This window comes from uncultured Megasphaera sp. (assembly GCF_900539295.1).
GTDB lineage: Bacteria > Bacillota > Negativicutes > Veillonellales > Megasphaeraceae > Megasphaera.
On record NZ_UQBH01000019.1, the window covers coordinates 1 to 12,632 of the forward strand.

The window sequence follows — 12,632 nt, forward strand, 5'->3', positions numbered from 1 at the left end:
ACGTCCATTCGCGGTGGATGATTTAGTTGGCACCCCAATATTTGACAAAGAGCCCTTTTTCCGGGTCGAGGCCGCTCTTTTTGGCGTAAGCCATGGCTTCGCAGACGCCCATCATGTTGGACGCAATAGCGATTTGGTTGCTCATTTTGGCGTATTGGCCGCTGCCGGCCGGACCGAAGTAGGTCAGGGTCTTGCCCATGGCCGAAAAGACGGAATTCATAGCGTCAAAGACAGCTTCTTCGCCGCCGACCATGATGGCCAGGGTTCCGTTTTTAGCGCCGACGTCGCCGCCGGAGACGGGAGCATCGAGGGCATCCACGCCCAAAACCTTGGCTTTGTGGTAAATTTCTTTGGCAAGGGACGGGCTCGACGTCGTCATGTCGATGACCGTGCCGCCTTTTTTCCCCTTTAAGATACCGTTATCGCCAAAATAGACTTCTTCCACGTCTTTCGGATAGCCGACGATGGAAATGACGACGTCCGACGCCGCAGCGACGGCAGCCGGCGAGTCAAACCACTGGCAGCCTTCGGCGATGAGGGCGTCAGCCTTGCTTTTCGTACGCGTATAAATGTTAACTGGGAAGCCGGCTTTTTTCAGGTTGCGGATCATGCCCGTTCCCATGACACCCGTTCCGATAAAGCCGATAGTCGTTGTATTCATAGATAACACCTCCAATATGTATGCATGTTCTTATTATAGCATAAATAGTTTTAATATAAATATGGGAGATGGCAATCGATAGCCGATGGGAATCTTGACAAAAAGAGTATCCTTCTGCTATACTAATTCCGTAATAAAATAGCGAAGGGGAGTAACCCTCAGTTGTCCATCAACATCGTGCCGTTATGACCGGCTGGTGGCAGCATTGCTCTTGCAATAGGTGAGACTTTCGCATGATACCAGCCTGACTGATACCATGCGGAAGTCTCTTTTGTTTTATTCAAAGAAAGTAGGAGAGAAATCATATGGAACTGTTATCAATGCAATTTTTCACGGCTTTAGGGACGATTATCCTGCTGGATATCCTCCTCGGCGGCGACAATGCCGTCGTCATCGCCATGGCAGCCAATAAGTTGTCGCCGGCCCTGCGCAAAAAGGCTATCCTCATCGGAACGGCTGGGGCCGTCATCATTCGGCTGATCATGACCTTCATCGCCGTATGGCTGCTGACCATTCCGTATCTGCAGGTCATCGGCGGCCTGATTCTCCTGCCCATTGCGGTAAAGCTCCTCGTTCCGGAAGAACATCACGACAATGTCAAAGCGTCGGATAACCTCATGGGGGCCATCAAGACCATCATCATCGCCGACGCCGCTATGGGTGTCGACAACGTCCTGGCTATTGCCGGTGCCTCTCACGGCAGCTTCCTCTTGGTAGCCATCGGCTTCTTGGTCAGCATTCCCATCATCGTCGGCGGCAGTACCATTATCGGCCGCCTCATGGACCGCTTCCCGGTCATCCTCTACGCCGGTGCCGGCCTCCTCGGTTGGACGGCAGGCTCTATGATCGGTCACGACAAAATCTTAGGCCCCATGATCGAGTCTTCCGTCGGCACGTGGGCTCCCTTGGCCATCCAGATTTTCCTGGCTGTCGGCGTCATCGCCGTCGGTTTGGTTCTGAGCCGCAGTGTGACGGCGAAAGCCCAAGGCTAAGGCGGGTTCTAAGGACTTCGCTCCGCCGGCGAAAGCCCCGTCCGTTTGATTTATGATATGAACTGTGTTAAAATGACATAAAACTATTCAATAATTGCAATCCATTGATAAAGTGAGGTAATCGCGATGAAAACGTGGAAAATCTTTGGCCTGACCTTGGCCTTGACGACCGTAGCTGCCGCTGCTTTTGCGTCGGTTCCGCATTCGGCCCTGCGTATCGGCGGCATCCCTTTCGATGCCGAAAGCTCGGTCATTCGTTCGATGTACGGCATGCCGACCAAAGTAGACGTTCACATGGAAAAAGAACGGGCTACGGAAGACACGGAATATGAATACGGCAACTCCGTGTCCATCGACTTAAAGTACGACCGTGTCCATCAAATCGAAGTCTCGGCCAATAACGGCTGGGCTACGGCGGACGGCGTCCATGTCGGCATGGATGTTGCTGAGGTAGAAACCATTTACGGCGAACCCGATGCCGTTCGGGACGATCATTACATCTATTACGTCACCGGCCGCTCAGACCTCGGTATCGACATCGAAATCGAAAATAACCGCGTCGAAGAAATTACCGTCGGAAAATTAGACAAATAAGAAAGCGATAAGACACCGGTCCAAATCCATGGGCTGGTGTTTTTTGTTTCCGGAAGAGGATTTCCTCCTTTTTCATATCCAAAAAAAGCCGGTCGATAGGGAAGTCGGCCGGCTTTTTGGCGAGGGATGGATTTATAAATCGGTGAATACCGTAAGGTCGTCAGGAATGTAAAGGTTGCCGTCGTAATACTTTTTGCCTTCTTCGGCATAGCGGGCCTTACGGTGGGCTAAGTCGCTGTCTTCCGTATGATAGAGGATGACGTTTTGGACGTCCAGTCGCTGAGCGAGTTCACAGGCGTCCTTTACGGTAGAATGATTCTTTTCATAAGGGTGGAAAATGGCTTCATCGGCGTCGAGGCAGAAGGCTTCGTGAAGGAGCCACTTGCTGCCTTTGACGTAGTCTTCTTCCCAGGGCTGGCACGGTTCGTCGCCGCAGCAGGTCAGGCGGCCGTCAGAAAGTTCCATCGCGAAGCCAAACTGCTTGGCCTTCGTCGAGCGGATGTCGAAGAAGGTGACGTCATGGCTGATGAGGGTGTGCTTGTCGCCGTCTTCGACGGTGATCAGATGGAGCTTGTCGTCGAGGTAGCGGCTGTCCTTCGCAGCGAGGAGAGACGTCGCCATAGAGCGCAGGAGGCCGATGACTTCGTCGTGCCCATAGATCGTGGCCTCGCCGTCATACGTCCCGCGCCGCCAGGACTGGCACATCATGCGCATGAGCCAGATGATGCCCAGGAGATGGTCGATGTGCTTGTGCGTGACGAAGACCGTCCGCATATCCTGCCAGCGAAGATTTGCCCTTTCCAGCTGCTGTAAGAGCCCATTTCCACCGCCGCCGTCGACGAGGAGGTACTGCCCCTTTTCTTCTAAAACGAAACAGGTGTTATAACAATGGGTGACGGTAGCATTGCCCGTGCCTAAGATGGTAAGATTCATAACAAGCTCCCTTCTAATCAAAAAGTACCGTATTAATATAACAAATTTTAGGGACGGTGTAAATGCCTGCGGGACGGCTAACGTTCTTGAAGCAGAAAGCGGCGTCGTCGATCCGGAAAAGGTCGCAGCCATCGAAAAAGAAGTACAAATTACAACCTTATAAGACAGCATAGGGGAACACTCCTGCAAAACAGGGCTTTCGATAAAATCACAAGTTATCGGAAGCCTTATTTATATAGAAACCAAGGCCCCATATCTTCTGATACCCATCCCATCTTGCAGTCAACTCCAAAAATCCGTATACTAAAGACACGCACAATAAAAAACAGCCAAGGGAATAGCCCTCTTTCGGCAGTCCCCTGCTGCATTAGGATCTTATTTAGCGTATATCAGGTGCCAGACGGGCACCGGGAGGTATAACATGAAATATTTCATCGCTTCAGATATTCACGGCTCGGCCTATTACTGCCGCCGTCTCCTCGAAGCTTATCAGCGGGAAGGTGCCGACCGTTTCCTTCTCCTCGGCGACATCCTCTACCACGGGCCGCGAAATGATTTGCCGAAAGACTATAATCCGAAAGAAGTCTTTGCCATGCTGAACGGCATGAAGGACTCCATCCTCTGCGTCCGCGGCAACTGCGACAGCGAAGTCGATCAGATGGTCTTGGAATTTCCCATCATGGCCCCTTACGCCATCTTGACCCAGGGGTCCCTCGTCGTTTATGCGACCCACGGTGACCACTACAATACCCATTCGCTGCCGCCCCTTCAGAAAGGGGACATCCTCCTCCACGGCCACACTCATCTGCCGGTATGGGAACCCTTCGGCCAGGATAATTACTATCTCAATCCGGGCTCGGCGTCCCTTCCGAAAGACGGCAATCCCCACAGTTATCTCATCTGGGAAAATCAAACCTTTACTTGGAAGGATATGGACGGCAAGGATTTTCATGAACTGACCTTATAGGGATGCCGGAAAGGGGCGGAGCCGATCCTGTAAATAGCTTTGGAAGAGGGCAGCTGTCTGCGTTTCTTCCGATACGGGAAAGACGTACTCGCCGAATTGGCGGACGGCCATGATGCCCATGAGGGAATTGGTAATAAAACACTCGTCGAAGGACCCTATTTCATCGGGAACGATGGATCTTTCGATGACATCATAGCGAGAACAGAGGTAGGCGCGGACGATGCCCGGCAAGAGTCCGGCCTCGATGGGCGGCGTATAGAGCTGCCCATTTTTTATGAAGAACAAGTTGCTCACGGCTCCTTCGGAAAGTTCGCCCTTCGTATTGCAGAAAATCGGTTCGTCAATGCCTTGTCGGGCCGCTTTCCGTTTGGCTAAGATGGAATCGCCGTAATTAAAGGTCTTATGGCCGACGAAGGGGGAACTTTCATTGCGCCGTATATCCGACAGGGCCAGGACGAATCCCGGACGAGACATCATGGCTTCGTAGGGATTGGGACGGGATGTGAAGCATAAATTATGATCGGAAGCGAGGATTTTTAGAACGCCTTTATTGCTTCCGTCCTTCGTTAAATACGATTCTAACCGCTCTTTCCAATCGGCAGGCAGGGAAATGCCCAACCAGTCCAGGGTACGCTGCAGCCGGGCTTCATGGGCTTCGAGCCAAAGGGGACGTCCATGGACCAGAGACAGGGTTTCAAAGGCACCGAGGCCGAACTGATAGCCGTCATCAAAGGTAAGGTTCATAATAAAAGGGTTCTCCTTTCAAGGCCGTCAGCAAGGCTTTGGCTTTCTGCCAGATTTCTTCGTACTCAAAGTTCCGATCCGATTCGGCCGTAATGCCGCCGCCGACGCCGATATAATAGGTGTCCTTTTGATGGACGGCCGTGCGGATGACGATGTTGAGGTCGCAGTTTCCGTCGAGGGAGAGATAACCGATGGTGCCCGTATAAAGCTGACGCCGGCTCGCTTCCAGCTCGTCGATGATTTCCATGGCCCGCTTCTTGGGCGCCCCCGTGACGGAACCTCCGGGAAAGAGGGCCGTAAGGGCGTCGACGGCAGTCTGGTCCGGCAGCAAAATGCCGGTCACACTGGCGACTAAGTGGAAGACCGACGCATAGTCTTCGACAGTAAATAAGGCAGGCACGGTGACGCTGCCAGGCTGGCAGATTTTATGGAGGTCATTTCGTTCAAGGTCGACGATCATCAACAGCTCGCTGCGATCTTTTTGCGAATCCTTTAATTCTTGGCGCAGGGCCGTATCTTCAGCCGCCGTCTTTCCCCGGCGTCGTGTCCCTTTGATGGGCCGAGTCTCAATTCTCCGGCCGTCGATGTGAAGCAGTCGTTCCATCGAGGAGCTGACGATCTGGTAATTTCCGTACTGCAAATAGGCTCCGAAGGGCGACGGATTGTCCCGGCGCAGGCGGGAAAAGAGAGTGTACGGCGGGCAGGGGCTGTCGACGGTCAACGTACTGGTGAAGTTGGTGACATAGACGTCGCCGGAAACGAGGTAGCTCATCAATTTTCGCAGGGATAAGGCGTATTCATCGGGCGTACAATCAGGCCGTATGGCGGCGGGATATATCTCGGTCAGGGACGGCTGGGTGAAGGCTGCCATGCGCTGCCCGATGAGGCTTTCCATCTTGTCCCACAAGGCCGGAGCCTCCTCGGTATGGCCGTTGGCGATGAACCAAAGGCTGTGATCTTTTAAGTCTTCGATGATGAAAAAGTCGTAAAAGACCCACTTCATCTCGGCGATATCGGTTTTCGGTGCATGCTGTGACAAAAGGCCCTGTCCCTTCATGCCGTAGTCGTAGGTGACGTAGCCGATGGCTCCCGATGTCAACGGCAGGTCGGTATAATTCTTCCGGCCATGGCGTCGGAGGTAATCCTTGAGATAGGCTTCGGCCGATCCCGGATGGTACTTGCCGTCGACGCGGAGGCGCCCTTTTTCGACGGTCACCGTGTGATAGGGAACGAGGCCGATGATGGCGTAGCGGCCCAGCTTATTTTCCAGAGAAGAATCGAGAAAGGCCGCATCTTTTTCGTCGGCAAAGAGGGAGAAAATCTGACTGGCCGTATAGGGAAGGTCCGAACGGCGGACATAGGGTTCAGGCATCGTATCGACCTCCTTTTTCGGCGCAGCGGCAAAAGGCTTGGATCAAGTCGTCGCCGTACTCCGACAAGAGGGCTTCCGGATGAAACTGGAGGCCGAAGAGGGGCAGCTCTTTGTGCGACACGGCCATGACGGCGCCGTCGTCACTCATAGCGTCGACGCGGTAGTCTCGGGGAAGGGAGTTTTTTTGAACGACCAGCGAGTGGTAGCGGGTCACGGAAAAGGTTTCGGGAAGACCTTTAAAGAGGCCTCTCCCTTTATGATGAATGGCCGTCACCTTGCCGTGCATCGGCCTTTTCCCGCGGGTGACAGAAGCACCGGCTGCATAGACCAGGACCTCCATGCCGAGGCAAATACCAAGGATGGGGACGGTCTCTTTGAAGTCCTGCACAATGGCCAGGGACTGCCAGGCATCGGCCGGCCCCTTAGGTCCGGGGGAAATGATGATGCCGTCAGGCTTCATGGCGGCGATTTCGCCGAGACCGATGGCATCGCAGGAACGAACTTCGACGTCGCGCCCCGTTTTAGCGACGAGGTCGGCCAGGTTATACGTAAAGGAATCATAGTTATCGACGATGAGATACATTAATACCTCCTTATAAAAAAAGGATAGCGGCGGCAGCTCAAAACTGCACAGTCGTTATCCGTAAAGGTCCGTAATCTGTGTTGAAAAAATATTCTTCTTAATTAGTATACCATAATTCACCTTGTTTTGCCTAAGTTTTTTTATATCTTAAAACAGGCTGTACGAAGTCCGCCTTTTCCAGTATACTAAAAATAAAAAGGGAAATGAGGGATATATATGCGAATTTTACAGAATACACTGCGGGCGGCCATTGCCCAGGCCTCACCGGTGATGTTCGACAAAAAGGCGACGCTGGCCAAAGTCGTTTCACAAATCGAAGAAGCCGGGCGAAATAAGGCTTCGCTCATCGTTTTTCCCGAATCACTGGTGCCGTGTTACCCTTACGGCCTGACCTTCGGCTTTACCGTCGGCAGCCGCTCCGAAGCCGAACGGGCCGACTGGCTGCGTTACTATGAAGAGTCCGTCGTCGTCGGCCGCGATTTGGACGACGTCGCAGCCGCCGCCAAGGCCTTTGGCATCTACGTCAGCTTAGGGATTACCGAACGGGATGAAACGACGTATTCGCTCTATTGCAGCAACGTCATCTTCGGGCCCGACGGCACTTTGCAAGCCCTCCATCGGAAGATAAAGCCGACCGGTGCCGAACGCTATATCTGGGCCGATTCTCACGTGCCGTCGACCTATTTTCCTATCGTCCAGACGCCGTGGGGGCCCATGGGATCGCTCATTTGCTGGGAAAATTACATGCCTTTAGCTCGAACGGCGCTCTATCAAAAAGGAGTCAGCCTCTATTTGGCCCCCAACACTAACGACAATCCCGAATGGCAGGACACGATCAAGCACATTGCCATCGAAGGCCGCTGCTACGTCTTTAACGTCGACCAATACTTTACCAAGGCCATGTATCCCGCCGATTTAGTGGAAAAAGAGGCTGTGGACAAACTGAATGATCAGACCTGCCGCGGCGGCAGCTGCATCATCGATCCCTGCGGCCATTACGTCACCGAGCCCGTTTGGGATAAGGAAGCCATCATCTACGCCGACCTGGACATGAATCAAGTCGCCCTGCGCCACATGGAATTCGACGCTGCCGGTCATTACAGCCGCCCGGATATTCTCGAACTCAAGGTTCATGAATAGGGAAGGAGAATGGCTTTTTAGACCATAGGGAAGACGAAAAAAAGAGCGTTAAACGAAGATAAACTCCGTTTAACGCTCTTTTCGATGGGCCCTTTACCGACAACAGGGAGGCGGTCGTGCCGGTAGGGGCTATGGAAATTCAGGCAATTTTATTGCCGTTGGCAACCATTTTGAACTGAAGGCCTAATACTTTGGCGGCCCGCTTGCACATGAGCATGCGCTGCATGAAGATTTCAAAGTAATCCATGAGGGAGCAGATCGATTCATCCAACTCGATTTCCAGGCGGATGACGTCCTTGTGGCGGTCGATGTGGAGTTTGGACGACAAGGCAGCGTAATTGACCCGGTCGTGTTTATCGAAGGTTTCGGGAACCTTATTGCGTACGCGGTTGCGGCGGACGTCGCTCTTGTCCGCCAGGATGACGGCTGCCGAAATGGGGTCAAAGGCGACGCCGCTTCGTTCGTCATGCTGACCGATGGCAGAGATGATGGCCGCAATGTCTTCCGGCGGAGCGCCCCAGTCGCGAAGGAACTGGAAGGCCATGAGAGCCCCTGTATGGGCATGGTCGACGCGGTTGATGCTGTTGCCGATGTCGTGCATATAGCCGGCAATTCGGGCCAACTCGACGGTATGCTCATCGTAGCCCAGCTTCTTTAAGATGCGACCGGCCGTGACGGCAACCTTGGCCGTGTGTTTCTGTGAATGGTCAGAATAGCCCAGGGCATCGAGTACTTTATTGCCCTGTTCCAAATAGATACTCAATTCTTTGGCATGAGTGATATTTTCATAGGTCAGCTTTTTCATCGAATCATTCCTTTGCTCATTCTTGTCTTATCGTTTTAGCATACCAAGGCAATGTATATATTGAGTAAAAATCCGATAAAAACTCAGCCTTATTTTGAAAAAGTTTATTTTTATCGATTTCCTTTGTGAAGTCCCGTCGATGGAGTATAATAGAGGTACGAAAGGGGGATTTTATATGAACGAAGTTATGAAAGCACTCTTAGAACGGCGCAGCATCCGTCAGTATGAGGATAAGGCCGTTCCGTCCGAACTCATTGAACAAATCGTCGAAGCCGGCCTCTATGCGCCGTCCAGCATGGGCAAGCAGAATTCAAAGATCGTGGTCATTACCAATAAGGAACTGATCCACGAATTATCTGTCGTGAACAACGAAATCGGCGGCTGGCCCGAAGGAAACGATCCCTTCTATGGCGCTCCTGTCGTTCTCCTGGTCCTGGGCTACAACGGCATGGGCAAGGAAAAATACGACGGCAGCGTCGTCATGGAAAACCTCATGCTGGCCGCTCACGCCTTAGGACTCGGCAGCTGCTGGATCCACCGGGCCAAAGAAGAAATGGAAACGCCCTTAGGAAAGAAAATCTTCGATAAAATCGGCCTCTCGGCAGACGAATGGGAAGGCATCGGCAACTGCATCATCGGCTATCCTAAAGGAGAAGCCCCGAAAGCGGCTGCCCGGAAAGAAGATCGGGTCTACCATATCGACTGATGCTGCAAGAACTATTTTAGACAAAAAAGGAAAGCGATACATGACTCGCTTTCCTTTTTTGTCTGTTTATAAGTGACATCGAACTTGATAGCCGGCACGTGGCGGCCGGGCATTTCCGTGCAAAACTTGAAGTTATAGGCTATCTTTGTTACACTAGGATACATGAGATAGTTCGATGTATTCGGTTTTCCTCACGGAAGTGAGGTGATCAGCATGAGTGTCTATGAGGCATTGTCGTTAATGATTGCTTTTGCAACGTTAATCGTGCTGGTTATTTCAGCTCATTAATCTGATTTATAACTGAAAAAAACCGCATACCAAGCGGTACACGGCCTTCTTCAGACTCAAAATCAAAGAGGAGAGCCGATGTGCAGCCATCGGACTATCTCTGTTCTCATTTTATCACAGGCAACAGAAAAAGGGAAGGCGGCATTTATCAACAAATTATTATACTTTACTGGTATTTAATGCTTAATCTTAGCTGCTTTTTTATGCCAATCTTCAGGGAACCCGAGTTTTGCAAGAATTTCATTATAATGAATAGTCTTCATACGGGTTTCTAATTTATTACATTCTTTGCGTATGGTACAACACCATATTCATTTTTACTCAAAAAACATTGAAGCGAAAGAAAAACAGAATATACAGTATTTCGCTGCATACTAGGAGTAATATTATACTGAGCATGCAAAGGTTCCCAATACTTGCTGTCCCGTCGACAAGTAAACCCTAAAAGTCTATTATTATGCGCACAGATATTTCTTACATCGTTTATATTTTCAATAAAGCTATACATCACTTCTGGTGAAAATGGAATGATCAGAACGGAAGCTGGGAGGTGCTCTCGGATAAAGTTCAGCATATCTTTTGCAACAGCATTTTGAACGGATAGCGTAGACTTCGAAAACATATATTTCAATTCTCCAAAATCCAGATAATTAGCTAATACCCATATGGGGACGTCGTGATGTTGGTTGACGTAATGCGCGATACTGCTGCCTTTGTGCTTTTTATAATGCTCAATTTTTTTAGCTAGTCGAGAAATCGTCGAAATGGCTTCTACGGCCTTATCTTTATCATAACAGTTAATATTTAAATAGGCATAGGGAATATTGGCATTAGCTTCTGCAAAACGATGCGCAAAAATAGCTGTAAAATGAGTCTCCACGGTAAGTATGGCCCGAAGTAAGGCTTGCTTTACTTCACGCTCAAATACATACAAGTGTGAAATCTCATCAAAGCTGGTTCCACCCGTATACTGATCACCTTTTCGAGGAAAATAGTTTGCATAGCCATTGATAATATTATAGTAATTTTGAGTTAGTAAATATCGTTTTACCTTGTCTCTATTATCTATTTTTAATTTGCGTTCCTCGAGTATCTGGACTTGTTGTTCGATAGATCTAAATTCTTTCAAAAAAAAAGGCCTCCCTCCATATAATGGAGAAAGCCTTTCCTTCGCACTGGTCCCCGTAGAGATTACAGCACTCTCTGTGTATCCCTATTATAAGTTATAACATAGTAAAAGTCAATATTCCAAATGCTCCATATCATGAACAGATGCGATACTTTCACATGCACGGTATTGTTTTTCCATTTCCTGTACATTTTTATCGATTAATCCAGGAACACCCTTCCAACTGCCACAATTATCACATACGGCTGCGGTGATGCTAAAGGTGTATTCCTTCTCCTTAATGATTTTAACAAAAGGTTGTTTCTTCAGCGTATAGGCCGTATCTTTCCGGCAGGTCGTACAAAAATCGACTTTCTTTTTTCTGTCATCGTATGCCATCCTTTTCTGGATCATGAAGGGCCGTAAGGCCATCTCTTTTATGCTCACTTTCCGATAAGTATTAATTATCGGAAAAGTAAGAAAAATTCACGATTCATCGATTTCTTGCCGCCGTCTTTTCCGCCATCATTTTATAAAATGGCATCGAGCTTTTTCATAGCTTCTTTATTGCGTTTATCCGTGATCGTGTCGTAAATGTTGGCCGTCGTGGCAATGGAGGAATGGCCCAAGCGTTTCGACACGTAGTCGAGTGCGATGTTATTTTCCAGCATCATCGTGGCGTGAGTATGACGGAAGGAATGGAAGCTGCCGTTGTGAAACTCTTTTTTGCACCACATGTTAAAGTAGCGCATGTCGTTGCTGGTCATGGATCGGCCGTCCTGACGAGTACAGACGAAGTCATTTTCCCTGTAATCGCTGCCGTAGAGACGGCGATTTCTTGCCTGCTGTTCTTTATGACGGATGAGGGCCTTGTATAAAGTCTCATTAAAGGGAATAGTCCGCAGAGAGGACTTGGTCTTCGGCGTCGCCTTGCAGACCGGCGTTCCCGTCTTGTCATATAAGGTGCTGTCCACAGATATGGTACGGTTTTCCATGTCGATATGGGACCACTGAAGGGCTAAACATTCGCCGACGCGAAGGCCCGTACAGTAAGCAATCATACAGGGCGCGTAATATTTATGCCCCAAAGGGAAAGTCTGAAAGATATGGTCGATTTGGTGGCGCGAGAAGATGAAGGGCTTCTTCCGGGGAATGTCGAACTTCGGCATCTTGACGTTGGCCATGGGATTACTGTCGATATACTGGCGGTTCGATACGGCCCAGCGCATGCCGTCGTTAAAGACCGTGAAAATCGTCTTAACCGTCGACCGTGAATAGCCTTTTTGTTTCAGCAGATTGAGCCAATCCTGGATTTCCGCCGTCGTCAATTCGCTCAGTTCATATCCACCAAAACGGGCGCCAATATGCCATTTGATGACGCCTTTATAGGCATCGTACGTGTTGGGACCGAGGTTGATGGACACGTCCTTTTCCAGCCACTCTAAAAAGAAAGGCATGACTTCCACTGCCGGTTCCGCATCTTGTTCCGGGTCATCGAGGGCGGCCATGGCCTGGCGATAGGCTTTAGCGGCCTGGGCGTACGTCGTGCCTCCGACCCGTTCAACTCGTTTGCGGCCCGCACCGTCTGCTGCCGGATATTCGATTGTATAATACCATTTCTTGCCGCGCTTTCGGAGATACACGCCGCACCGCCTCCTTTATTTGTATTGTACAATAATAATTGGGGAGACGCAACAAATGTTCCCATCTTATTTGCCGATATAAGGAAAGATAATTTT

15 protein-coding genes are annotated in these 12,632 nt (G+C 50.3%); 6 read left to right on the forward strand and 9 right to left on the reverse strand.

The features are described from left to right. Nucleotides 1-22: 22 nt before the first annotated feature. Nucleotides 23-661: an NAD(P)-dependent oxidoreductase gene (locus QZQ46_RS07235; RefSeq protein ID WP_296828395.1), complete on the reverse strand. Its 639-nt coding sequence runs from the start codon at nucleotides 659-661 to the stop codon at nucleotides 23-25. 305 nt (nucleotides 662-966) lie between these two features. On the opposite strand from QZQ46_RS07235, the gene QZQ46_RS07240 reads away from it, so the two are divergent. Next, nucleotides 967-1,653 (forward strand): TerC family protein, encoded by a 687-nt coding sequence (locus QZQ46_RS07240; protein ID WP_296828397.1) that lies wholly within the window; start codon nucleotides 967-969, stop codon nucleotides 1,651-1,653. A 126-nt stretch (nucleotides 1,654-1,779) separates the two neighbouring features. Then, on the forward strand, nucleotides 1,780-2,247 hold the full coding sequence (locus tag QZQ46_RS07245) for a hypothetical protein (protein WP_296828399.1): 468 nt from the start codon (nucleotides 1,780-1,782) through the stop codon (nucleotides 2,245-2,247). Nucleotides 2,248-2,379: 132 nt separating this feature from the next. Here the strand turns inward: QZQ46_RS07245 and QZQ46_RS07250 are convergent, their stop codons facing one another. After that, nucleotides 2,380-3,180, reverse strand: a complete 801-nt coding sequence (locus QZQ46_RS07250) for an MBL fold metallo-hydrolase (RefSeq protein WP_296828401.1) — start codon at nucleotides 3,178-3,180, stop codon at nucleotides 2,380-2,382. A 421-nt stretch (nucleotides 3,181-3,601) separates the two neighbouring features. On the opposite strand from QZQ46_RS07250, the gene yfcE reads away from it, so the two are divergent. Then, nucleotides 3,602-4,147, forward strand: a complete 546-nt coding sequence (gene yfcE, locus QZQ46_RS07255) for a phosphodiesterase (protein WP_296828403.1) — start codon at nucleotides 3,602-3,604, stop codon at nucleotides 4,145-4,147. Here yfcE and QZQ46_RS07260 read toward each other — a convergent pair. The 3 genes from QZQ46_RS07260 to QZQ46_RS07270 are packed head-to-tail and all read right to left on the reverse strand — an operon-like array spanning nucleotide 4,142 to nucleotide 6,846. Further along, a complete protein-coding gene (locus tag QZQ46_RS07260; protein ID WP_296828405.1) occupies nucleotides 4,142-4,891 on the reverse strand; it encodes an aminotransferase class IV in 750 nt (249 codons plus the stop codon). The two genes, yfcE and QZQ46_RS07260, sit on opposite strands and share 6 nt — an antisense overlap. Then, nucleotides 4,875-6,263 (reverse strand): aminodeoxychorismate synthase component I, encoded by a 1,389-nt coding sequence (gene pabB / locus QZQ46_RS07265; RefSeq protein ID WP_296828407.1) that lies wholly within the window; start codon nucleotides 6,261-6,263, stop codon nucleotides 4,875-4,877. Before pabB ends, QZQ46_RS07260 begins: the two co-directional genes overlap by 17 nt. After that, entirely contained in the window at nucleotides 6,256-6,846 is a 591-nt protein-coding gene (locus QZQ46_RS07270) for an aminodeoxychorismate/anthranilate synthase component II (protein ID WP_296828409.1), read from the reverse strand. Before QZQ46_RS07270 ends, pabB begins: the two co-directional genes overlap by 8 nt. A gap of 216 nt (nucleotides 6,847-7,062) precedes the next feature. On the opposite strand from QZQ46_RS07270, the gene QZQ46_RS07275 reads away from it, so the two are divergent. Then, nucleotides 7,063-7,986 carry a carbon-nitrogen hydrolase family protein gene (locus QZQ46_RS07275; RefSeq protein WP_296828411.1) on the forward strand — a complete coding sequence of 308 codons (924 nt, stop codon included), beginning with the start codon at nucleotides 7,063-7,065 and terminating at the stop codon, nucleotides 7,984-7,986. Nucleotides 7,987-8,125: 139 nt separating this feature from the next. Here the strand turns inward: QZQ46_RS07275 and QZQ46_RS07280 are convergent, their stop codons facing one another. After that, nucleotides 8,126-8,791 carry an HD domain-containing protein gene (locus tag QZQ46_RS07280; protein ID WP_296828413.1) on the reverse strand — a complete coding sequence of 222 codons (666 nt, stop codon included), beginning with the start codon at nucleotides 8,789-8,791 and terminating at the stop codon, nucleotides 8,126-8,128. A gap of 175 nt (nucleotides 8,792-8,966) precedes the next feature. Here QZQ46_RS07280 and QZQ46_RS07285 point away from each other — a divergent pair, with 175 nt between their 5' ends. Together QZQ46_RS07285 and QZQ46_RS10585 are read left to right on the forward strand one after the other, a co-directional pair. Continuing rightward, nucleotides 8,967-9,497 carry a nitroreductase gene (locus tag QZQ46_RS07285; RefSeq protein ID WP_296828415.1) on the forward strand — a complete coding sequence of 177 codons (531 nt, stop codon included), beginning with the start codon at nucleotides 8,967-8,969 and terminating at the stop codon, nucleotides 9,495-9,497. Nucleotides 9,498-9,710: 213 nt separating this feature from the next. After that, a complete protein-coding gene (locus QZQ46_RS10585) occupies nucleotides 9,711-9,785 on the forward strand; it encodes a putative holin-like toxin (RefSeq protein WP_353736579.1) in 75 nt (24 codons plus the stop codon). Nucleotides 9,786-10,056: 271 nt separating this feature from the next. Here the strand turns inward: QZQ46_RS10585 and QZQ46_RS07290 are convergent, their stop codons facing one another. The 3 genes from QZQ46_RS07290 to QZQ46_RS07300 all read right to left on the reverse strand — a co-directional run bounded on the left by QZQ46_RS07290 (nucleotide 10,057) and on the right by QZQ46_RS07300 (nucleotide 12,536). Beyond that, nucleotides 10,057-10,914 carry an Abi family protein gene (locus QZQ46_RS07290; RefSeq protein WP_296828417.1) on the reverse strand — a complete coding sequence of 286 codons (858 nt, stop codon included), beginning with the start codon at nucleotides 10,912-10,914 and terminating at the stop codon, nucleotides 10,057-10,059. Between the two features lie 111 nt (nucleotides 10,915-11,025). Then, nucleotides 11,026-11,292, reverse strand: coding sequence for a hypothetical protein (locus tag QZQ46_RS07295; RefSeq protein WP_296828418.1), 267 nt, complete (start codon nucleotides 11,290-11,292; stop codon nucleotides 11,026-11,028). 131 nt (nucleotides 11,293-11,423) lie between these two features. Beyond that, the gene (locus QZQ46_RS07300; RefSeq protein WP_296828420.1) at nucleotides 11,424-12,536 is read right to left on the reverse strand and encodes a site-specific integrase; all 1,113 of its coding nucleotides are present in this window, start codon (nucleotides 12,534-12,536) and stop codon (nucleotides 11,424-11,426) included. Between the last annotated feature and the right edge of the window lie 96 nt (nucleotides 12,537-12,632).